20 protein-coding genes are annotated in these 21,493 nt (G+C 40.6%); 19 read left to right on the plus strand and 1 reads right to left on the minus strand.

The features are described 5' to 3' along the window. Window position 1 precedes the first annotated feature (1 nt). Window positions 2-268 carry a hypothetical protein gene (locus B3394_RS11840; RefSeq protein WP_177731877.1) on the plus strand — a complete coding sequence of 89 codons (267 nt, stop codon included), beginning with the start codon at window positions 2-4 and terminating at the stop codon, window positions 266-268. 147 nt (window positions 269-415) lie between these two features. Continuing rightward, a complete protein-coding gene (locus tag B3394_RS11845; RefSeq protein ID WP_286922905.1) occupies window positions 416-3,661 on the plus strand; it encodes a Hint domain-containing protein in 3,246 nt (1,081 codons plus the stop codon). A 154-nt stretch (window positions 3,662-3,815) separates the two neighbouring features. Here B3394_RS11845 and B3394_RS11850 read toward each other — a convergent pair whose 3' ends face one another. Beyond that, complete coding sequence (locus B3394_RS11850; RefSeq protein ID WP_262888437.1) at window positions 3,816-4,478, minus strand: LexA family transcriptional regulator; 663 nt, start codon at window positions 4,476-4,478, stop codon at window positions 3,816-3,818. A gap of 963 nt (window positions 4,479-5,441) precedes the next feature. Here B3394_RS11850 and B3394_RS11855 point away from each other — a divergent pair. The 17 genes from B3394_RS11855 to B3394_RS11935 all read left to right on the plus strand — a co-directional run. Then, window positions 5,442-5,606, plus strand: a complete 165-nt coding sequence (locus tag B3394_RS11855) for a hypothetical protein (protein WP_177731887.1) — start codon at window positions 5,442-5,444, stop codon at window positions 5,604-5,606. Next, window positions 5,606-5,977, plus strand: coding sequence for a hypothetical protein (locus tag B3394_RS11860; protein ID WP_286922906.1), 372 nt, complete (start codon window positions 5,606-5,608; stop codon window positions 5,975-5,977). The genes B3394_RS11855 and B3394_RS11860 overlap by 1 nt, the downstream gene beginning before the upstream one ends. An 18-nt stretch (window positions 5,978-5,995) precedes the next feature. Next, window positions 5,996-6,640, plus strand: a complete 645-nt coding sequence (locus tag B3394_RS11865) for an N-acetylmuramoyl-L-alanine amidase (RefSeq protein WP_286922907.1) — start codon at window positions 5,996-5,998, stop codon at window positions 6,638-6,640. 25 nt (window positions 6,641-6,665) lie between these two features. Beyond that, a complete protein-coding gene (locus tag B3394_RS11870; RefSeq protein WP_286922908.1) occupies window positions 6,666-7,013 on the plus strand; it encodes a hypothetical protein in 348 nt (115 codons plus the stop codon). Beyond that, window positions 6,928-7,323, plus strand: coding sequence for a hypothetical protein (locus B3394_RS11875; RefSeq protein WP_177731899.1), 396 nt, complete (start codon window positions 6,928-6,930; stop codon window positions 7,321-7,323). Before B3394_RS11870 ends, B3394_RS11875 begins: the two co-directional genes overlap by 86 nt. Window positions 7,324-7,667: 344 nt before the next feature. Then, window positions 7,668-8,399, plus strand: a complete 732-nt coding sequence (locus B3394_RS11880) for a hypothetical protein (RefSeq protein ID WP_177731902.1) — start codon at window positions 7,668-7,670, stop codon at window positions 8,397-8,399. A gap of 753 nt (window positions 8,400-9,152) precedes the next feature. Then, window positions 9,153-9,512: a hypothetical protein gene (locus B3394_RS11885; protein WP_286922909.1), complete on the plus strand. Its 360-nt coding sequence runs from the start codon at window positions 9,153-9,155 to the stop codon at window positions 9,510-9,512. Beyond that, window positions 9,512-11,023: a BspA family leucine-rich repeat surface protein gene (locus B3394_RS11890; protein WP_286922910.1), complete on the plus strand. Its 1,512-nt coding sequence runs from the start codon at window positions 9,512-9,514 to the stop codon at window positions 11,021-11,023. The genes B3394_RS11885 and B3394_RS11890 overlap by 1 nt, the downstream gene beginning before the upstream one ends. Before the next feature lie 13 nt (window positions 11,024-11,036). Beyond that, complete coding sequence (locus B3394_RS11895) at window positions 11,037-11,204, plus strand: hypothetical protein (RefSeq protein ID WP_273245506.1); 168 nt, start codon at window positions 11,037-11,039, stop codon at window positions 11,202-11,204. Window positions 11,205-11,375: 171 nt separating this feature from the next. After that, the gene (locus B3394_RS11900; protein ID WP_286922911.1) at window positions 11,376-12,710 is read left to right on the plus strand and encodes a hypothetical protein; all 1,335 of its coding nucleotides are present in this window, start codon (window positions 11,376-11,378) and stop codon (window positions 12,708-12,710) included. Window positions 12,711-12,792: 82 nt separating this feature from the next. Continuing rightward, window positions 12,793-14,451, plus strand: coding sequence for a BspA family leucine-rich repeat surface protein (locus B3394_RS11905; RefSeq protein WP_286922912.1), 1,659 nt, complete (start codon window positions 12,793-12,795; stop codon window positions 14,449-14,451). Between the two features lie 159 nt (window positions 14,452-14,610). Then, complete coding sequence (locus tag B3394_RS11910) at window positions 14,611-14,970, plus strand: hypothetical protein (protein ID WP_177731919.1); 360 nt, start codon at window positions 14,611-14,613, stop codon at window positions 14,968-14,970. 4 nt (window positions 14,971-14,974) lie between these two features. Then, entirely contained in the window at window positions 14,975-16,414 is a 1,440-nt protein-coding gene (locus B3394_RS11915; protein ID WP_286922913.1) for a BspA family leucine-rich repeat surface protein, read from the plus strand. Between the two features lie 94 nt (window positions 16,415-16,508). Further along, on the plus strand, window positions 16,509-19,385 hold the full coding sequence (locus tag B3394_RS11920; protein ID WP_286922914.1) for a hypothetical protein: 2,877 nt from the start codon (window positions 16,509-16,511) through the stop codon (window positions 19,383-19,385). A 29-nt stretch (window positions 19,386-19,414) separates the two neighbouring features. Next, complete coding sequence (locus B3394_RS11925; RefSeq protein WP_286922915.1) at window positions 19,415-19,636, plus strand: hypothetical protein; 222 nt, start codon at window positions 19,415-19,417, stop codon at window positions 19,634-19,636. 201 nt (window positions 19,637-19,837) lie between these two features. Continuing rightward, window positions 19,838-20,269, plus strand: coding sequence for a hypothetical protein (locus tag B3394_RS11930; RefSeq protein WP_177731930.1), 432 nt, complete (start codon window positions 19,838-19,840; stop codon window positions 20,267-20,269). Window position 20,270: 1 nt separating this feature from the next. After that, a partial coding sequence (locus tag B3394_RS11935; RefSeq protein ID WP_286922916.1) for a hypothetical protein occupies window positions 20,271-21,493 on the plus strand: 1,223 nt, incomplete at its 3' end.

Genomic DNA, 21,493 nt, shown 5'->3' on the forward strand with positions numbered 1-21,493 from the left:
TATGAAACTGATCGAACGATATGAAAAAGACGGAACTGTCATTGAAGTTGATAGTTTGCTTACTACAAGCGATGCCGTTATCGATATAAAACAAATCATGGTAATGAATAATGAAGAGGTTCTTTTTTGTTTTGATACCGTAGAAGATAGGATTATTATGACTGAATCTGCCGATGCTTTTATAGCAAAATACAAGGACTATTTGGGAACGTTGGAGAAAAAAACAGCTCATGTAGATACGGGGTGTGGATGCAAAAGTTGTAAGTAATGACATCTTTAAAGGATTTATAAAACGCGTCATGCTTGAATACAATCAGGACAGATACTGCGGGACTTGTACATACGGTAACGGAATGCAGAATAACCGCAGTATGGCTTCCTGTGAAAAGCTGCTAAACCATTTAAATTATTAAAAATGAATTACAATTATCAATTAAATAACATAGCAACCCAATACCGAAAATTTAGTAAAGGGCAAAGAGTAGAGGATCTGCAATTCAACGAGTTCCTGGATTTTTTTGAAGATCAGGACCGCTTGTCCCGGGTTATGCTGGAAGGCGTAGGGATTGTATGTGGTTTAGAACCACAACCGATTTACGAAAATAACCTGCTTACCAAAATAAAGCTTTCGCAAGGTGTTGCAATCACTACAGATGGAGATTTACTTACGTTAAACAAGAAAAGTAAAATCCAGGATTTAAGTGGCGACGCCTATATGGGCGAACTAAAAAACATAAACATATCCGATAAAGAATACACACATTGGAGGGTTTATGACAATAGTAAAGCAATGTATCCGCCTTTTCATACCAATTTAGGAGTGCAGAACGTACAACTTTGGGAACTGGCAACAGCCGAAGAAGCCACAACAAATTTTCAGCCGTTGGCAACACTTGGCGATTTTGATGACAAATACTTACTGCTTTATCTTGAAAGTTATGAAAAAGAAGTAAAACCATGTCGCGGTGTGGATTGTGATAATCACGGAATCCAGCAAATTCGAAACCTGAAAGTGTTGGTTACGACACATAGTAGTGCCGACCGGATTCTGGCTAAGGATAACGTTTTTCCGGAACGTATGATCTCGGGTAACGTAACCACAGCCAGAAAATTAAAACGTGTTATTTTAACACCACAACTGGGAACACCGGAACAATTAAAACAGGCATATAAAAATATTGTAACGGAAAATGATTACGGTTGGATGTTTTCGAATATTGATTTTATTTCGGAAAAAATGAACATCCCGTTGATCAATCGGACTAACTTTGTGAGTACGCTAAACCAGCTTGCCGATCAGAGTAATAATTTTCAGTATGCCTATGATGTCCTTAAAGACTTAGCGGAAACGTTTGCCGAAATCGTCAAATTACTACCGGGTTCCTTTACGAAATCGCTGCCCGATGTGGCTTCTTTTCCAAAGCATGTCATACTTGGGAAATTGCTGCCAATAGCCGGATACGATTATACCAGACATAACTTTTATAATTCGCCTGTTTTAGACAGCGAAAAAAAGACATTAAGGGTTAGAACATTAATCGAACGCTTTAACCAATTGATCCTTGCGTTTAGAAATCCGACCAATATTGGTACCGGAGTTGTCATTACGCCGTCAATGAACAAAAGTTCGTTAGGAGACCGATCCATTCCGTTTTATTATGAAACTTCGGAAGAATTTTTACGCCTTTGGAATTTTGATAAAACAAGTAACAGGGCTTTCGATACGAATTTAAATTATAATAAATCGAATCTTTCGACAGCGCTTAACGTGCAAATGCCGCTCGATTACAACATCGATAAAATGCCTTATTATCTTATCGAAGGACATCAGGGAGGTGATTATCATGAAGTGATCGATGCGATTCAGACAATAAAAAACGCGAAGCAGTTAGGCTTTGAAGTAATGTCGGTGTCTCTGACACAACTACTTAATAATAAGGATTTCTATAAGGCTGATTTTGCCGATTATGTTGGGAAAAACCCGGCATTGGAACATAAACATGGAGTTCATAAAGGAGGTACTTTTGTCGTGGTTTACAAATCGGAAAGTGATCCTTATGTAATTGCCGATTTTGCCCTGCCTTACATTTGTTGTACACCAAAAACACCTATTTCGTTAAGCCTTCCGTCTCAGACCGTTTGTAAAAATGGAAAACCGATGGTTTTTACCGTAAATCCGCCAAATGGAGAAGTAAAAGCAGCTGCTGGCAATGTACTCCTTGCAGGTGTTACAAAGATCAACGGACAATATTTGTTTGATCCGGACTTGGTTGAACCGGCATTACTGAATCAGGAGATCAGTTTTACAGTAAACGGAAAACCAACCAATTGTAAGGTCAGAGTTTTACCAATACCTGCCGTAACAATCAATGCGGTCAAATTTGATTATCCTGAAGGCGATTCAACGCAAACAGTTGTGACGTTTAAGGTTTCGAATCAGAATGGAGTGGAATATGATTATAAATGGGATTTCCTGGGTAATGGAAGCTATGTTTCTGTTAAACCGGATGATGCGGGTAATGTTAAAAATATATACTTTGCTAAAGGTAAAGTTAGAAGAAACCCGGTAAATGTCCTGGTTACAGCAGGAAACGGCTGTTCTCAGATGGTAACGCTTACCAATTGGTATGTGTCGCAACCAACAAATAATAATACTCCTCCAACGGTAGCGCTTAGTGCTATACCTACGGACTTGTATGTACCGGGGAGGCACCAGTCAAAAATTTACAGAGAAGTAACGCCTGGAACAGGTACAATTCCGGATTCCGGTTATATATGGTCGTGTGATGATCCTAATGTGATTATCTCGGGTACCAGCAATCCGGTTGGAGCAACTTTCCCTTATGCCGGAGTCTTTACGGTGAAGTTAACGGTTAAAGATTCGAATAATTTAGAAGGGTCCGCTACCCTTGTGTTTGATGTGAAAACGCAGGTGAGTATTACAAATTTGATTGTAACGCCATCGGAACCAAGTACCAATGATATTGTGAATGTTAAGGCTGTGACGAATAATCCAAGCAATATTCAGGACTTACAATATGAGTGGTACCTGGATGGTGAGCGTGTCAATACTACATCTGTAAATGAGATGGATTTTGGGCCGCTTGATGCCGGGGAAAGAAAGATTGATGTGCTTTTGAGCAGCAGTGCGGGTTGGTATCATTCAACGGAAGTGCATACCGTTATAGTGCAGGTTCAGGAGCCGGTATCACCGCGGGGAGGGACTTCCTTCTTGCCGGGAACCAAAATAACCATGGAAAACGGAAGCTTGAAAAATATTGAAGAAATCAAAAAAGGAGATCGGTTAAAATCCTATAAGGGCTCTGTGACGGTTATCAGATCTGTTAATTATAAGGCGGAGGTTAATCTGTACCGATTGAATGAGGAGGTACACTTTATAACGGGGGCACATCCGGTACGAACAACATCTGGCTGGCGATCGTATGAGCCGGAAAAGACCAGAGCGATTCTGCCGTCATTTCAGATAGGCCAGCTGAGTGGAGATATTATGCTTATGAAAGCTGGAGATCTAACGGAACCATTACAAACGGACGACTTTATAAGCGGGAATTTTACAGTGTATAATCTGGAAGTAAACGGAACTTTGGATTATTTTGCTAATGGCTATTCTGTACATAGTGAAATAATGCCACAGGCATAGGCTAAATGCTTAATCGGTTAAAGTAATCGAGCGTGATAAGCAGGTTGAGGTTGTTTAGTGGCAAGAAAACGTAGGGCCGGAAGGCCCGACGTTTCTGTTTGTTTTTTTGAGAATTTAAAGAAACCATGATCAAATGGTCAGGAAGCGATTGTTGTTATCGCCGGTTGTTTTTGCGTCTTGTACTAATGATGTTAAACAGTTTGGCAACATCCTTAAGATGGATTTCAAAATCATTGTAATAGTCATTTAAGGAATGCAGCGTAATAATTCCGTTTTCCACATCGTGATTGATGATCCGTTTTACCAAAATACCTTTTTCCTTGTGGATAATCACAAAGTCCCACTTGTTATAATGCAGTTTGCTCATCCAGAAATCCTGTCTGATATTCCTGCATAATAAAATGTCGCCTTCCAGGTAGCTCTCGTAGGATCCGTTATCCATACTGTCGCCTTTAACTTCGAAGCACATGTACTCGCCCCGGTGTTCTACGTCGTCAGTGAAGGGAATGGTAGGAAGGCTTTCCGTGTATTCTTCATCGGCAAAACCGTTAAGGTAACCGGCTTGCGCATATTGGTTTACAAGCGGCACATTCATGACCTTTAATTCGGAAAAAATAACCGGAGATCCATTTTCATTAGTTGGTTTCTGTTTTTTAGCTAACAGGCTTTTCATGAAAAAGGCAGTCGTTTCAGGAATTTTTCGTTCGCCTTTTTCCCAATACTGTATCGCTCTAATTCCAACTCCAATAGATTTTGACAGCTCAGATTGCTTCATGTTTAAGTTTTTTCGAATTTCTTTAAACTCTAAATAATTCATAATGAGATTTTTATAAATATTAAACAAAATAAAACGCAAATTGTACTCTTTTTTGTTTTGTAAACACGAACATAATTCGCATATTTGTCGTGTAGCGTATCGAGATTAATGCAAATATACGAAATATATGCAACATTTAACAGTGTTGCTAGTATTGGTATAATCAAGTGACGCTCTTATATTACAGTGTTTTATTTCCTTTTTGGAAACTGCAAAAATACAAAATAAAAATACGAACATAGTGCGGTATTGTGCATTTTTTATTTTTTTTGCAGAACTATTTGCGTAAAGAAAAGCTACAACAAATGCTGGATTTATTTTTTAATCAATTTTTAAAACAACCAATTTTTAAAACAAACCGATGAGAAGAAGTAAAGAATTAATTGAAAAGCGAAAAGAATTTGTTACGAACTACGTAACGCATAACCAGAGCAAGCAGATGAAGGTGATTGTGACTGAATTGACAGAGATGCTGTTTCTGTCAGAACGTACCATATATAATATCCTTACTGATGATGAAAATGATTACTAGGATTGTAAGCCTTGATAAAGGATGGAACCTGTTCTGGTTCTATCAGGACAAAAACGAACCGGATTTTCCCGAGTTAGGTTGGGAATAAAGCCCGGAACTACGGTAAAGACTATTTAAATGCAACTGTCAGTATAAAAGATTACCATGCCGTTATGCATCGGATATCGTAAACAGTTAAGAACTTTTCTAAAAAAAGAAACAACGCCACATTAATATCTGGGAAACAGGCCCGTAAGCCAGTATTTAAAGAAACCTGATGCAATGACTATTGTATAGTGGCGTCTTCAGAGAATAAAAAATAAAGCAAAAAATGACAGGCTTTTTAAGCATTGACTTAAAGGGCAGGAGACCTTTTTGTCTTCATTCGGAAGCATTCCCTTTCAGATTAGCATCCAGATAAACCACTAACTACAAGTATAATACTAATAATTATGAAAAGAAAAAAGAAAGCAACAAAGAGAAAGAAAGGGGTATTTGATGAACCGGAAAAAGATATTGATGATCTTATTGATGATATCGCTTATCTGGATGAGAGTCAAAACATTAAAAAAAGCAAAAGCTTTTTAGACAATATGTACCTGATAAATAAAGAATAATGAATTTAGAAAACTTCAAGATCTTATTTATAGGAACGGCAGTCGCATTCTCAGGAGGACTGTTGAGGGTATTGATTTCGATTCAGAATAAAGAAAAAAAACAGCCTTGGGAACATATCGTAACCTTATTGATTGTGATAATCGTAGGCTTTACAATGAGTTATGTGATGCATAAAGCGAATGTCAATGACAAATGGTATTCCACCGGGATGCTTTTTGTCCTTGGCTATGGCTATGATAAATTCTTAAAAATGATCACAACAAATCTCCCAAGCTGGATTGACAAAGCGGTAAAAGCTTATATCGAAAAGACATACGGGATCAATACGGACAAGGCACCAAAAGAGAAAGAAGATGAGGATGAAAAATAACTTAAAAAGGCAAAACAGATGAAAACAATAAGTCATGATTTCCCTGAAAATCAATATTACAGGGAAATGACAAAAAAAAAAGGAATTGTGCTGCATCATACCGTCTCTGGCGACTCGGTCGCGGGCGATATCGAATGGTGGAAATCCACTGCGGAACGTGTTGCCACACCTATAATCATCGCTAGAGATGGCGGGATACACCAGTTATATTCTTCTCAATATTGGGCACATCACTTAGGAATAAAGCAAGAACATTTTAAACTATTCGGTCTTCCGGCCTCAAATACCCAGCGAAATAAAGAATTTATAGGAGTGGAGCTTGACAGTTGGGGCGGATTGACCAGTAAAAATGCCCGGTATTATTCCTTTTCAGGCCAGGAAGTAAAGAAAGAAAACGTGGTGTATTATGAAAAAGGATTTCGGGGCTATCAGTATTTTGAGAAATACACGCCGGCACAGCTCGACTCTTTAAAGGAACTTCTGGAATATTGGGGCAAACGATATGAAATCCCGCTGGATTATAAAGGCGATGTTATGTTTGAATGTAACAAAAGAGCATTGAGCGGCGAAAGCGGAATATGGGGACATGTTTCTTTCAGGCCGGACAAGTCTGATGTGCATCCTCAGCAAGAACTCATCGCGATGCTGAAATCGTTAGCATAAGGAATGGATATAAAAAACAAGGAAAATGAGAGATAAGGTGCTATGCTATGCTTTGGGTGTTCTGGTTGTTATAATCTTAGTACTGAACATTCGAATGTATTTTTTGAAAAAAGAACTCAATGCTGTTCTCGATGAACAGATGGAGGAATTGGAACTGCTGAAGGAAGAGCACTTAATGCGATTAGACAGCATAGCGTTTTTGAAAGAAAAGAAAATCGCCGTGATAGCTGAAAAAGAAAAATCGCTTTATGATCAGGTTGCTAAGGCAAAAGAAAACAATATGCGTTATGAACAAATCAAAATTAACATTGGTAATACTGATGATGCTGACAGCCTGGCACGCCAGCTCACAAACCGCTATTCCGAAAGATAGTGTTGTGATCTCGAAAGAAGTGGCCAGAAAAGTACTGATTGACCTGGCGGATTATGATCGGCTCAGGGAAAATAAAGTAGAAACAAATCTGGAGGACTGTATCGGAATCCAAAAAGAAAAAGACGTATTGATCAGCTATATGGCACAACAAAACAAGCTTTATGGAGAAACGCTGCTGCTGACTGAAAAACAGTTGAAAATCAGAGATGAACAACTCCGGCTGAATAAGGGCGGCAGCGGCAAAAGCCTGTTGTTTGGTGTGGCCGGTTTTGCTGTAGGCCTTGTGCTGGGCGGGCTGCTGATACAATAATGTTCGAAGAAAATCAGAAGTATTGCAACTACAGAATAGAATAGCCGAAAAGCTATAGCATGAAATAAAAATACTTGAAATTTGCATTGTTCAATAAGAAGAACAGCAGGAAAACCGGAAGGTAAGACTTACTGCAACTACAGAATTCAAACACAAAATATACTTAAAATTCAAATCCAATATTTGAATTTTGTAACCATAAAATAAGCAGATACAATAGTGCTGCATACAAGTAACGGAAGGCATATCCGGCTTATAAAAACAACAAAAAAATACTGAGAAATGTTTAACGGACTGTGGAATTGTTACAAACAGGCAACCATCAGGAACATTACAACAAGATTATGAAAAATATAACGACGAGAGAGGAACTCAAAAAATATTTTGAAAGAGGAGACCGCCCTACTGAGAGCCAGTTTTCGGAACTGATTGACGGATATGTTCATTTAAATGAACTTAATTTCGGACTCTCAATCAAGCCGGCCACAGAAATATTCAATAAGTATTATGACTTTTATAAAGCTGACGATGTTGCTAATTCCGGAGCTGGCCACATAATAATCGAATCGGAAGCAGGAAAGGATCCTCAGATTTTTAACGGGTATCATCATGTCTTAAGCCGGGAAGTGTTCTATAAAAAATTGCATATAGAACTACTTGGCGGAATTAAGATTGAAACACACCAGCCGAAAATCATAATAAAGCGCTACAAGCAGAAAAAAAGACTGCGTAGCGGCTTTAAGAAAAAGTCCGGATTTTATCGGGAAAAAATGACGGATGCAGAACTATGGCAAAGAAAATCAGAATACATTGTGAAAGAACGGGAAATGATTCTTGACCTGGAACCCATCCACTATTTCAGACCGAATAAAGCGTATAAAAACTTTTTGCCATCAGGAAGCCTCAATAAATCCGGTTCTTTTAAGTACTCAAGACATGGAAAAGCTTTTGTACCGATTACCATGCAGGTGGAAATACTGATTAACGGTATTGCATACCGGTCGCAGCCCGTAGGATTAAAAATCATTTTAGGTTCTGCAGGCGATACCGATTCCATAAACTATCTTTTAGATTAATTATCAGGGATAACCCTGTCCAGGTAGGACGTTCTTTTTGTAAGTAGCCCTTGTGCGTCGGGTATAGTTCCTTGCTACGGCAGGAACTGATCCGGAACCGCATGGGATACGTTTTGAGCAAGACCCTGGGGAAACCCGTGGGACTATCCGTCTGCGAACGGCCTTCTGACGGGGTTTATCTTTAAAAAATAAAATATTTCGATTAAAACAGTACAATACAACCCTTGTCCAGGTAGGACGTTCTTTTTGTATGTAGCCCTTGTGTGTCGGGTGTGGTTCCTTGCTACCGCAGGAGCTGATCCGGAACCGCATGGGATACTTTTTGAGAAGGACTCTGGGGAAACCCGTGGGACCATCCGTCTGGGAACGGCCTTCTGATGAGGGGTGTTTGTACAATCGAAATACGATCAGAATACGCTTTAGGGCAAAGTGCTGATTGCTATTGTAATACCCCAAATACACATACAGAAGTACTCCATGCATTTGGGTACCGATATATCCCGGGAATTGAAAACCTCACAATTCCATAGGACCAAACAATAATCCTGATTGCAGACAAGCTCAAACAGGAATTTTTATCGGAAGTAAAACACCAAAATTTTAATTATTGCCTTCATTTCAGAGGCTTTTCCTGGTTTTAAACAGCACAAAACAGCGGGAATTTAAGGTAAGGTGCAACGGCCATAATGGAAAAGTACCTTCTGTATACAACCTACTTTTATAAGGCAGTAATTTTTATCAAATACATATAATATGACAACACCATTTAATGACATACTACAATGGTTCTTACAAGGTAAGAAACCAACGCAGTCAGAGTTTGAAGCAACATTTAGATCTTTCTGGCATAAGGAAGAAGCCATTCCGGCAACTAAAGTGGATGGTCTTAATCAGGTACTTAGCCAAAAGGCAGGACAGGCAGAATTTACAGCACATCTCACAGATGGGCAGGCTCATACTGGATTGTTTGCTGCCAAAGAAAATATAGCGAACAAACAAAATAGCCTGACACCGGACAATACCGGAACAAAATTTCCTACAGTAGATGCTGTGAATCAGGCTATAGGAACCATTGGTAATGCTATTGATATAATTAACGGACAAATAGTATAATGGGAACAATTGCAGATAAACTAACCTATTTAGGACAAACAAAAACAGAAATACGCGATGCGATCATTTCAAAAGGTGTAACGGTTCCAGCCGCAACAACCTTTAGAGAATATGCCGGTAAAATCCGTGAGATAACAGCCGGAAGCGGAGGCGAAAATCCGGTAGTATGGACACGCCCGGCGGATTGGTTGTCCATTGAGAACAGAGTTAAGGAAGGCGATCAGAAATTCGTGGGCTTACACGCAATATATGAAGACAGTAATTTTATTTCCCTATCGGCTACCGGGAATTATACGGTAGATTGGGGTGATGGCGTTGTCGAAAATTTTGCGTCAGGTGTTCAGGCCTACCACATTTATACCTACAGCTCTTTTCCGGGAACAGAAACGACGGGCGGTTATCGTCAGGCTATTGTGACCGTTACACCGCAGTCGGGGCAGAATTTAACGAACGTAAATTTACAGCGAAAGCACAAGCAGGCTGGATTGAATTCGTACAGTACCAGATGGCTGGATATTAGAATTAGCGGACAAAACATGACGAGCCTTGTTATTGGCGGAGCCACAATAATGCACCGATCTTTAGAAGCATGCTGTTTTTTAGGAAGCAACTTAATAACCGATTTTTCCAAATTCTTTTCAGGATGCAGTGCCCTGCAGTCCGTTTCCTTACTGGACACTTCCAAAGGAACGAATTTCAGTAATATGTTCACGTCATGTACGGCGCTGAAAACCATTCCCTTATTGGTTACGTCAAAAGGAACGGATTTTAGTTATATGTTCGAATCATGTGCTTCTTTAAAAACCGTTCCCTTGCTGGATACAACAAACGGAATGAGTTTTAGCGGCATGTTTTTCGGATGTACTTTACTGCCGGCGGTGCCCTTATTGAATACCGCAAAAGGAACCGATTTTAGTCTGATGTTTTCACTGAGTACCGCTTTGCAAGCCATTCCGTTACTGAATACTTCAAACGGAGCTGCATTCACCAGTATGTTTGAATCATGCGCTTCTTTGAAAACCGTGCCGTTATTGGAAACGTCAAAAGGAACCGATTTTAGTTATATGTTCCAGGGCTGTGTTTCCTTACAAACCGTTCCCTTATTTAAAACGTTAAACGGAACGGACTTTAGTAACATGTTTTTCGGATGTACAGCTTTGCAGACCATTCCACTACTTGTTACGGCAAAGGGAAGCAATTTTAGTAACATGTTCGGATCGTGTGCGGCATTAGAAACACTTCCGTTACTGAATACTTCCGCCGGAACTAATTTTAGCGGGATGTTCACTAATTGCGGGACATTGAGTAAAGCATCCTTTACAGGAACTAAAAATGTACTTTCCTATGCGGGCTGTAAACTTTCCCGAACGGCCTTAGTTGACATCTTTAACAACTTAGCATCCGGAGTATCGTCTAAAACAATAACAATAACAAATAATTGGGGAGCACCATTATTAACGGCCGGTGAAAAAGCAATCGCTACCGGTAAAGGATGGACCATTGTCGGATAAAAAAAATAAAAATATGATAACAAATACAACCGAATATTTTGTAGAAATAATTGCCGGAGAAGGAATGGAATTATTTAACGGACAGGAAACGACCAACAGAGTTACGGCACCTATCGGTACTGATTTGAGTGGCTGGATCGAAAGAGAACCGGTACCCACTGAAAGTACCCCGGAAGTATAAGCTGCCGGGCAGGAGCGAAGAACTTGACGAAACGCGATTCCGGACAGAAAAAAGCGCCATAGTTACACAAAAGCTGGATTATTTGCGGATAAAAGAGCAGCAAGAGAATAAAAATACAACCGGATATATTGTCGAAATAACAGGAATTTAAAAAAAATAAAGCACTTTAATATGACAAGTTTAACAGAAATGAAAAACTGGTTTAAAACCGGTTTCAAACCAACACAAATGCAATTTTGGTTGTCATGGGACTCGTTTTGGCATAAAGAAGAGATTATCCCGCAGGCCAATATTCTATACCTCGAAACCGATCTTGAAAATAAAGCAAATCTAAAAGGAGAAAATACCTTTACAGACAAGCAGACGATACAAGGCGATTTAGAGTTAAAAGGTAATGTCAAACCGGGCTTCGAATGGTATTCAAGCTTTGGCGGACCTGAAACGGGGAATATGTATTTTGATAGTATTAATCCGACACCGGAATATCCGGAGTTTGACGGTTTATTCTTTTTTGCTCTTGATCCGGGTAGCTTTGATGAAAATATCCAAAGTGAAACAATTACCGTACGCTTATCGGTTGATGATCATTCCGGAAACTACGTTTTTACCAAGAATGACCATTTTGCAGTGACAACCGGTTATGGCCCTACGTGGACAATGCCTGCGTTAACAGGCTACACCAGTATTTATTTGGATGGAGCCACCGTACATAGAATAGCGCCTAACGCGGTTAAATTGAACCTGCCGGCGGATACCGACGATATGGGCGGATTCCTGTATGATAATGTAGTCCGGGTACAACCCGACGGAACGCTAAGAGCGGCAGCGCCGGGAATTCCGGATATCGATAGCATACTTGCGGCAAGCGGGAATACCATAAATGCAGATGTCGATTTCAGAACGAACGATAACCACAACAGAAATCAGGTAAACGGCGAAGGCTCTTTGATTGCCTATAATGCAAATGATGGTTCGGGTAACGACAGGTTTGCCTCTTATACCTTGAATGGAGTACGCTTTGAATCACATTATAATAACCCTTCCTGCCGATATGCAGTGTCGGTAATTCCAAACATGGCGCAGGGAAATAGTAACCCAGCCGAGGTAGTATTGCCTAAAAAGAGCGGGCATTTGCCGGTTAAATCAGAACTGCCGGCATTGATCCACCGAACGATTGCTACTACGGCAGCAACATTAACGGATTCGCAGTTAAATACCCTGATAACCCCGCTGGATAACAGTGGTGGTGATTATAGAGCATTGCACACAACGCTGGTTTATAATGGTACTGCAAATGCTACCTGGGCAATTCCGGCAGAGAGTTTTAACAGCTACAGGTACACGATTATCAACAATACCGGACACTCCATAACCATTAACAGGGTTGGAATAACGACCTTTTGGGTAGCAGGAGTATCGAATACTTCGGTAACGATACCGGCAAATGGTTGGGCGGAAATTATTGGCAGCGAAAAAGAAAACCGGTTCTATTTCAGAATTTTTTAAAAAAGAATGATAAAATCAGCTTTAATGATCGAAACAGGACCGGGATAACAATCGGAGAATACTAACGGATAAACAGTAGGGAATGGGAACAATTGCAGATAAATTAGCATATTTAGGACAAACAAAAGCCGAAATACGGGATGCGATCATTTCAAAAGGCATCACGGTTCCTGCAGAAACTGCTTTTCGGGAGTATGCCGGTAAGATCCGTGAAATAACCTCAGAAGAGGGAAACACAAATCCTGCGGAATGGACACGCCCGGCCGATTGGCTGCCGATAGCACACAAAGTGGTTGCCGGCGATCAGAAGTTTGTGGGTTTACACGCGATCTATGAAGACAGTAACTTTGTTTCCCTGTCTGCTACCGGAAATTATACGGTGGATTGGGGTGATGGTCTGGTCGAAAATTTTACATCGGGAGCTCAGGCGTATCATCTATATTCCTATGATGCTTTTCCGGGAACAGAAACGGCAGGCGGTTACCGCCAGGCTATAGTTACAGTTACACCACAGGCCGGACAGAATCTGACGGGTATCAATTTACAAAAAAAGCACAACCAGGCCGGATTGAATAATCTTTATAACAGCGGGTGGCTGGATATCAGGATAAGCGGGCAAAACATAGCAAGCCTTATTATTGGCGGACAAACCATCTACCATAGATGTTTAGAGTCTTTTTGTTTTGTAGGCAATAATGCAATAACAGATTTTAACCGTTTTTTTTCGGGATGTTATGTGTTGCAATCCATCCCCATGTTGGATACTTCTAACGGGACGGATTTTAAATATATGTTTCAGGTTTGTACTTTACTGCAATCCGTTCCTTTGCTCGATACTTCCAAAGGCATTAACTTTAGTAGTATGTTCCAGAGTTGTATTGCGCTGCAAACGCTTCCATTGTTTAACACTGCTAAAGGAACTGTTTTTGGTAATATGTTCCAGGATTGCATTTCCTTAAAAACCGTCCCGTTTTTTGATACGGCAAAAGGAACGGACTTTCGTTATATGTTTCAAAACTGTAAGTCATTGCGAACGCTTCCTCTATTTGATACTTCTATGGGAATTAATTTTAGTAGTATGTTCCAGAGCTGTACCGCATTGCAAGAAATACCCTTATTGAATACGGTAAAAGGAACTAACTTTAATAACATGTTTTCCTCAAATACGTCCCTGCAAACGGTTCCGTTATTAAACACAGCAAATGGAACGGATTTTAGCGGTATGTTTTCTATGTGTTACAACTTACAAACCGTTCCCTTATTGGATACGGCAAAAGGGACTAATTTTAGTAGCATGTTTACCTCAAATGCGTCCTTACAGGCAATACCCTTATTGAATACAGCAAACGGTACTAATTTTGGTAGCATGTTTAGTGGCTGTACACTATTACAGACCATTCCGTTATTGGATACTTCAAAGGGAACAGATTTTGGTGTCCTGTTTTCGGGATGTTATGCATTGGAAACGCTTCCGCTATTGAACACTTCAAACGTTGCTCGTTTTGACAGCATGTTTACCAATTGCGGGACATTGAGCAAAGCGTCATTCTCAGGAACCAAAGAAAATATTTCCTATACAGGCTGCAAGCTTTCCCGGACAGCTTTGGTCGCTGTTTTCAGCAACCTGGCCTCAGGTGTGGTCGCTAAAACCATTACCATCACGAATAACTGGGGCGCAGCATTACTAACAGCAGAAGACAGGGCTGTCGCTACCGATAAAGGATGGACTATCGTGGGATAAAACCGGATAGACTATCGGAATAACCGGTATTTAAAAAGCCATCTTCAGGCATCGGAACCTGACCAGAACAAAACCGAAAACTATAAAAGGAAGCAGGCTACCTCTTGGGGTAGTGGATCCCTATGGCGTAATAATTTCATCAAATACAGAGCATATAATATGATAACACCATTTAATGACCTGCTACAATGGTTCTTACAGGGTAAGAAACCGACGCAGTTACATTTTGACGCAACATTCCGGTCTTTTTGGCATAAGGATGAGGTAATTCCAGCGAATAAAATCGATGGTTTGGAACCGATGCTTAACCAAAAGGCCGGACAGGTACAATTTACAGCACACCTCACAGACGAGCAGGCTCATACTGTTCTGTTTGCATCTAAAGAAAATAGTGGATACAAACAAAATAGTCTGACGCCGGATGGCACGGGAACAAAGTTTCCCACAGTGGATGCGGTAAATGGAGCCATAGGAACTATAGGAAATGCTATGGACATCATTAACGGACAAATAGTTTAACGGGATGGGAACAATTGCAGATAAACTAACCTATTTGGGCCAGACGAAAGCCGAAATAAGGGAGGCTATCATTTTAAAAGGCATTACGGTTCCTGCGGAAACGACCTTTAGGGAATATGCCGGTAAGATTCTTGAAATAACGACAGCGGATAACGAAAAAGATCCGCTGGAATGGGTGCGTCCTGCAGATTGGTTACCCATAGAAAACAAGGTAGTGGCCGGCGATCAGAAATTCGTGGGCTTATATGCGGTATTGGAAGATAGTAACTTTATTTCGCTTGCTGCTACAGCAGATTATACGGTAGATTGGGGCGATGGTGTTGTTGAAAACTTCGCCTCCGGAGTTACGGCCTATCATACCTATTCGTATGGCTCTTTTGAAGGAACGGAAACGACAGGCGGTTGCCGGCAGGCTATTGTTACGATTACGCCTCAGGCGGGCCAGAATCTGACCGGTATCAATTTGCAGCGAAAGCACAAACAGGCTTTCCTGAATTTTTACAGTTCCGGATGGATGGATATCAGGCTAAGCGGAAAAAACATGACGAGTCTCGCTATTGGCGGATCTGTAATGTATCACGGATATTTAGAAGCGTTTTGTTTTTTAGGCAATAACGCAATGACCGACTTCCGTAAATTGTTTCAGGGATGCAGTCAGCTGCAATCCGTTTCATTATCGGATACCTCAAACGGAACGAATTTTACCAATATGTTCGCCTCCTGTACAGCACTGGAAATAGTACCGCTGTTTGATACTTCAAACGGAACAGATTTCAGTTATATGTTCAGATCCTGTACTTCATTGCAAAAAGTCCCCTTATTTGATACGGGAAAAGGACTTTTTTTTACGAATATGTTTGCCTCATGTGCGGCATTAAAAACCGTTCCGTTATTCAATACATCCAATGGCGTGAGCTTTAATGCCATGTTCCTGGGATGTACTGCTTTACGAACCATTCCTTTATTTGATACGTCAAAAGTGACGGGCTTTATTGCCACGTTTTTAGGATGTACATCCTTACGAACCGTTCCCTTATTGAATACAGTAAGCGGAACCGAATTCAACAGTATGTTTTTTGAATGTACTGCCTTGCGAACCGTTCCGCTGTTGAATACGGTAAATGGAACAGATTTCAGTATCATGTTTCATTCATGCGGTAAACTGGATATTGTTCCGGCATTGAATACGTCCAATGGAACAAATCTCACCGACATATTCATCAATTGCGGCTCCTTGAGTAAAGCGGCGCTCTCAGGAACGAAAAATACAATTACGTATGCTAATTCAAAACTGTCACAAAGTGCCTTGGTTGATATATTCAACAACCTGGCATCGGGTGTGGCGTCAAAAACCGTAACCATTACCAATAACTGGGGTTCTTCATTACTCACTGCAGAAGAAAGGGCTATTGCGACCAATAAAGGATGGACAATTGTCGGATAAAATAAAAAGAGGATCACAAATACAACCGGATATTTTGCAGCGATAATTACCGGAAGACACAATAAACAGGAACGTAAATAATAAAAAACATTATATGGCAAGTTTAGCAGAAATAAAAGACTGGTTCAAAACCGGTTTGAAGCCAACACAAATACAATTTTGGGCAACATGGGACTCGTTTTGGCATAAAGACGAGGTTATTCCGCAATCCAGAATTCAAAACCTTATAACCGACCTTGAGAATAAAGCCGAAAAAGGTGCCGGAAGCAGATTCGGTATAGAGGACAATAAAATGCCGGATGGGATTAACCACCGGTTTGTGGATATGAACGGAAAGAATATGAAGTTTGACCATGCTGGCGATTTCATAATCAACAACTATACATCTTATGGAAACATAGAAGAGCTGACAGCTCAGGATGAGGGAGCAGTTATTTTAGAAAATGACGAAACGGAAGGGGTTTGTACAATTTACAGAGCCGATGGAAGTAATATAAGCTACACGCCTCCCGGCGGATATTTGCAGCTGTTGGTTTCAAAAGACGGAGCTCCTTATTTCCCGAAAGGCTTCGATGTTAATTATGATGCAAACAACCGGAAATGGACCTATAGGTCTGAGTTTTTATCTGGAGGATCATATAAATATCAGGGATTCGTAGGTGAAAAGTATTCCGATATAATTGCAGGAATACCACCTGTTATGGATAAAGGAATGGGCCAGGAAGTGGTCGTTGTTGAAGGTGACAAACTAAAAAAGACCCCAATTTACAATGTGCTGCCGGCGACAACATTAAATGAAGTAACCAATAAGGGAAACGTCAGCAGGAAAAATCTAATAATATCCAGATCCGGAACAGCCGATACAGACGACAACTATGCCGAATATTATGATTCCGGTTACAGGCTTTATGGCGGCTATAGCAGAGAACCTAAATATGATGTTTATATCGGACTGCAGCATGAAATGGGTTCTGCCTATAAAGGCAGGCATTTTTATGTGTGGCCGGCCAGCCCGAGAAGAAATGACCCCGGTTCAAATCCGTATATCATACCCATTACCGTAAATGGCAAGCCTGCCGATAAAGAAGGAAATATTACTATAGATGGTGGTAGTTCCGGAACGGCTACCTGGGGAACAATTAGCGGCGAAATAGAAGCGCAGCAGGATCTGGTTCAGATGGTTAACGGTAACAAATTCGGAACAGGAGATAACGAGATGGACGATGACAGGTCGGTAGACATGGATTATAATTCTTTTACTTATAACAAAGTCGGAACCTTTGCTTTGTTAGGTGATGATACGGATGCCAGTGAAACCGATCCGGCACTTATATTAGTACCGGTAAGGGCAGACATCCCGGACGGGAACCTTTTGAACAGAACTTTTATATTCAACGAGGACCGTAGTGCGATAACAAATAGTAATGAAATAAACTTTGAGTTAACCATAACCGAAAACGAAGATACTTATACAGATTACTACACCTTTACAAAACAAGATTTTGGCGATAGAGGCGGAATAATGTATTGTTCCAACTACCAGCTTTGGGATGATGAGAATACCGTTTCGATAGAGATGACCGGAAACTACCAGTACCGGAAATTAAACTATGCCGATGTCAGAATGCAGGTTCCTCCCGATTCCGGAGAACCGGAAACAGGCATAAAAAGAGTCATGCTGATGAATGACAATGGTTCCGTTAGTCATGCATCGGAAGCGCTTGTTTTAAAAGAATTGTCCTATGTGGAATTAACGGGTAAAGCCGTAGTGGAAAATATACCGTATCAGCATTTTGGCGAATATGCCAATATCGAAATAGTGGGCAATGACACAGGGTATCCGGATTATGATAACTATACCTTTTTAAGACTTAACATACATTATAACCTGTCTGACCAGCTTGGTAATGAAGTAGCGGTTATGTTAGATGTAGACGGAGCTGTTGGTGTGTATGGCTTCTCGTCAATAATGATAGGAGAATACCGATATTTTGTTTATGATGGAACAATCGGAACGGTGGTAACCCCGATATCCTATTTTCAGCCAACGGTTAAACCGGCAGTTGTTAACATGAAGCTAATGGAAGCAACGGGCAATGACAGCTATTATAAACCCATTGTAACAGATGAATCCGGTAATCTTTTTAAAGGAAGTTCATTATCGCCCGGATTAGATACGGTTCTTAATACCAGGTCGAGTGCTGCATTCAATAGCATCACGTTAAACAATACCAATGAGTTCACAATATTAAATCCGGTTCCATATACTTCAGATCCCGGCGGGATGATGATTAAAGCCACAACCGGGAATCTGGCGGAAACATTTTATAAAAAAAACGGGATAAGTATTCAAAATGCTGCTACCGGCAGCGTTAACCTGAACTTTCCGACTTCCGGTGTAACAGCCGCTACCTACAACCTGAACGTACCGGAGCGAAACGGTACTCTGGCAACTACGGATCAGATACCGGTTATTCCTCCGGCTTCCGGATTGCAGGAAGTTTTGGCAGTCAATTCAATTGCCGAAAAAAGAGGCCTGGTAAGAATTGAATCTAAAAGTAATGATCAGATAGGACCAGGGCTTGCCTACGGTAGCGCCAAACTGGATTTATTCGATACCGGAACCGGTACTAATGCAGAACTGTATGTTAGAGACTATTTCGGATTTGAAACATTTCTGAAACTGGGAGCTTCCGATGCATCCGGACACGGAATATTAGTAAATGCCTATAACTACGGTCTTAGAAACGTAACGGATCACTCCGGTAGCGAGTTTAACAATGATCTGAATTATGTGACGGCCGGAGGGGTCAAAAAATACTTTGATGCCAATATAGGCTATACCGTTCCGACATCGCAGACAGACACCGGCAGAAAAGGCGAAATAAGAGTAGGATCTTCATACGTATACTTTTGCGTAGACACCAATAACTGGGTGAGGCTGCCAATCGATACGTCAAGATGGATATAAAGCAGTAACCAAATAAAACCAAATAGACTATGGAAAAATTTAAAAATTGGACTTTGTTCGCAGTAGTAATCATTTTAGCGGTGATCGATCAGACAACAGACATTATGCCTTTGTTCTTAAAACAAATTAATGCACCGGAATGGGTGGGAGCTGCTTTGAGAATATTTGTGGCAGTATGTGGAGCGCTTAAATTAAGATTGCAGGAACCACCGGCAAAACAGGCGAATAAAGACGCCGAACCAACGGTATAGGTAAAAGTAATGACGGCAGGAGGAAAAAGCCTGCCGGAATTTTAATTCGGAAACAGAATTTAAGAATAATGCAATCAGGCTGCCTTCAGGCATTGGGTTCGGATAAGGGGAATCCAGCAACGATAACAAATGGTGGTCAAACCTTTGAAATAAGGAGCCCTTATAAAAAATAGTAATGTTTATTGAATTTAAAGGATAATTATGGCAAGTAAGAATATTTTAAAAAATTGGTTTAAAACGGGCTTGTTTCCAACACAATCCCAGTTTTGGGAATGGATGGAAAGCTATTGGCATAAAGACGATATTATTCCACAGGCTAAAATTCAGAATCTTAAAGCCGATCTTGATAATAAAGCAGAAAAAGCATCGCTCGGTATTCATGCAACAGACATGAATGCCCATGCTGAACTATTTGCAAGGGTTTCGACACCGTATCGGTTTTTACCCGTTTTTCCAACCGTTGACACTTCTGAACTGCAGGTTGATGCGCTTAAAAATACCACGCTGAATGCAGTGATGTATATGGGGCAGATAGATATGGATGTAATACAACTGGACCCGATAACCGGGACTTTATCGAATTGGGATTTTAGAGCAAACACACAATATATAATACTTTATACAAAACGATAATATGAAAATCAATGCACAAGGTAAAACAATTACAACAGGAGACGAAGTTATAATTTCGGAATATCTTGGTGGTGTAAGTGCTACAACTGTTATGCAGGTTCCTGAGGATTCTGAGGCGCATGTATTGCCGAATGTTGCACTTAAGAGACGTATTCGTTTTAATCCAATGACTGAAAAGTTTGAAGGACATAATGGAACGGAATGGACAGCGCTGGGTTTTGATCAGCAGCTAAAGGACGCAATTGACTTCTTAAATGCCGGGTTCTTGAATAAAGCGGACCTTGTTGACGGAAAAATACCCCTTTCACAAATTAATGATGCCCTTGTTGGTGCGGTTAATTATCAGGGAACGTATGATGCGGCAACAAATAATCCTGCTTTACCGGCCGCATCGGTTAATAAAGGAAAATATTGGGTGGTAAATGTTGAAGGAGCTCAGCAGGGTAACAATTTCAAAATTGGTGATTGGGTTATTTCTAATGGTACTGCCTGGGGACGTGTTCCAAAAGCAACCGATGTGGATAGCACACCAACAGCAGGAAGTAATAATGCTGTTTCAAGTGGTGGCGTTGCTGATGCACTGGCTTTAAAAGCAAACACTATTGAAGTGAATTCCAAATTAGCCGATAAAGTAAGTGCTATCGAACTGCATGATGGCTTGATTTTGAAAGCCGACCTGGCTGAAGTGAATACAAAGTTTGCTGTAAAAGCGAATATCGCTGATGTTAATGCCGGTCTAGCTTTAAAGGCAGACCTAACCGATGTCAATACAAAATTAGCTGATAAAGTAAGTGCTATTGAATTGCATGATGGCTTAATTTTGAAAGCCGACCTGGCTGAAGTGAATACAAAATTCGCAGTAAAAGCGAATATAACCGACCTGAATGCCGGTTTAGCCTTAAAGGCCGACACCAGCGATGTCAATTTGAAATTAGCCGAAAAAGTAAGCGCGACAGAACTGCATAATGGATTAGTTTTAAAAGCCGACCTAACTGATGTGAATGCAAAATTCACAGAAAGTACGACCATTATCAATGCCGGTCTGGCTTTAAAAGCCGATGTAACGGATCTGAATTTAAAGGCAAGTAAAATCGAGTTGAGCTCAGGTTTAGCGGAGAAAGTAGGCATGGTCGATCTGAATGCCGGCTTAGCCTTAAAGGCAGACACCATTGATGTCAATTTGAAATTAGCAGAGAAAATAGGTGCGACAGAATTGCATGAAGG

It is taken from the genome of Flavobacterium sp. UBA4197, from assembly GCF_002379575.1.
GTDB lineage: Bacteria > Bacteroidota > Bacteroidia > Flavobacteriales > Flavobacteriaceae > Flavobacterium > Flavobacterium inviolabile.

Coding starts and splice junctions, on each gene's coding strand:
- B3394_RS11840 (WP_177731877.1), top strand. CDS start 2: ATGAAACTGATCGAACGATATGAAAAAGACGGAACTGTCATTGAAGTT.
- B3394_RS11845 (WP_286922905.1), top strand. CDS start 416: ATGAATTACAATTATCAATTAAATAACATAGCAACCCAATACCGAAAA.
- B3394_RS11850 (WP_262888437.1), bottom strand. CDS start 4,478: ATGAATTATTTAGAGTTTAAAGAAATTCGAAAAAACTTAAACATGAAG.
- B3394_RS11855 (WP_177731887.1), top strand. CDS start 5,442: ATGAAAAGAAAAAAGAAAGCAACAAAGAGAAAGAAAGGGGTATTTGAT.
- B3394_RS11860 (WP_286922906.1), top strand. CDS start 5,606: ATGAATTTAGAAAACTTCAAGATCTTATTTATAGGAACGGCAGTCGCA.
- B3394_RS11865 (WP_286922907.1), top strand. CDS start 5,996: ATGAAAACAATAAGTCATGATTTCCCTGAAAATCAATATTACAGGGAA.
- B3394_RS11870 (WP_286922908.1), top strand. CDS start 6,666: ATGAGAGATAAGGTGCTATGCTATGCTTTGGGTGTTCTGGTTGTTATA.
- B3394_RS11875 (WP_177731899.1), top strand. CDS start 6,928: ATGAACAAATCAAAATTAACATTGGTAATACTGATGATGCTGACAGCC.
- B3394_RS11880 (WP_177731902.1), top strand. CDS start 7,668: ATGAAAAATATAACGACGAGAGAGGAACTCAAAAAATATTTTGAAAGA.
- B3394_RS11885 (WP_286922909.1), top strand. CDS start 9,153: ATGACAACACCATTTAATGACATACTACAATGGTTCTTACAAGGTAAG.
- B3394_RS11890 (WP_286922910.1), top strand. CDS start 9,512: ATGGGAACAATTGCAGATAAACTAACCTATTTAGGACAAACAAAAACA.
- B3394_RS11895 (WP_273245506.1), top strand. CDS start 11,037: ATGATAACAAATACAACCGAATATTTTGTAGAAATAATTGCCGGAGAA.
- B3394_RS11900 (WP_286922911.1), top strand. CDS start 11,376: ATGACAAGTTTAACAGAAATGAAAAACTGGTTTAAAACCGGTTTCAAA.
- B3394_RS11905 (WP_286922912.1), top strand. CDS start 12,793: ATGGGAACAATTGCAGATAAATTAGCATATTTAGGACAAACAAAAGCC.
- B3394_RS11910 (WP_177731919.1), top strand. CDS start 14,611: ATGATAACACCATTTAATGACCTGCTACAATGGTTCTTACAGGGTAAG.
- B3394_RS11915 (WP_286922913.1), top strand. CDS start 14,975: ATGGGAACAATTGCAGATAAACTAACCTATTTGGGCCAGACGAAAGCC.
- B3394_RS11920 (WP_286922914.1), top strand. CDS start 16,509: ATGGCAAGTTTAGCAGAAATAAAAGACTGGTTCAAAACCGGTTTGAAG.
- B3394_RS11925 (WP_286922915.1), top strand. CDS start 19,415: ATGGAAAAATTTAAAAATTGGACTTTGTTCGCAGTAGTAATCATTTTA.
- B3394_RS11930 (WP_177731930.1), top strand. CDS start 19,838: ATGGCAAGTAAGAATATTTTAAAAAATTGGTTTAAAACGGGCTTGTTT.